Below are 558 nucleotides of genomic sequence, written 5' to 3'. Positions count from 1 at the left end.
TCTATACCTATAATGATCTGGGCTGGAAGATCCGGGAAGGGATAAAAGTGCAGGAGACCGATCCGGCGCTGTACCGTGTCATCGCCTATACCTATGACAGTCAGGGCAATAAGGTGGAGGAGGCCTACGGACAGCAGGAGGTGGAAAGAGACGGAGAGCCGGATGGCTGGCACCGGATCCATTTTTCCTACGATAAAAACAATCATCTGAATGTAGTGAAAGATGACTTTGGGGCAAAAATGCGCTACGATTATGACTGTCTGGGAAATGTAACGCTGGAAGAGCGTGTCATTGCGGACGGTGTTCATAGTGTTATTCATTATGCCTACAATAAAAACGGGTGGCTTGTTCAGCGGACGGAGGAAATCCAGGGCAACGGCCCGGTACAGGCCGCCGTTACAAGATATGCCTACGATGCCAACGGCAACCTGACAAAGATCACCACCCCGAAGGGCTCCGAGATCCACAGAAGCTACGATGCGGACGACCGCCTGACCGGGGAGAGAGTCCTTGACAGAAAGAACGGTATCGACAGACGGGTGCAGTATGCCTATGATG

At 52.2% G+C, this 558-nt stretch carries 1 protein-coding gene; it reads left to right on the top strand.

Going from position 1 to position 558, the window contains the following annotated elements:
* A partial coding sequence (locus DWZ61_RS19340; protein ID WP_207664198.1) for an RHS repeat domain-containing protein occupies positions 1–558 on the top strand: 558 nt, incomplete at both ends.

The sequence above is a fragment of the Clostridium sp. AF34-10BH genome, from assembly GCF_003478095.1.
Lineage (GTDB): Bacteria > Bacillota > Clostridia > Lachnospirales > Lachnospiraceae > Acetatifactor > Acetatifactor acetigignens.
The sequence above is the reverse complement of the archived record's forward strand: the minus strand, read 5'-3'. Positions and strand labels throughout refer to the sequence as shown.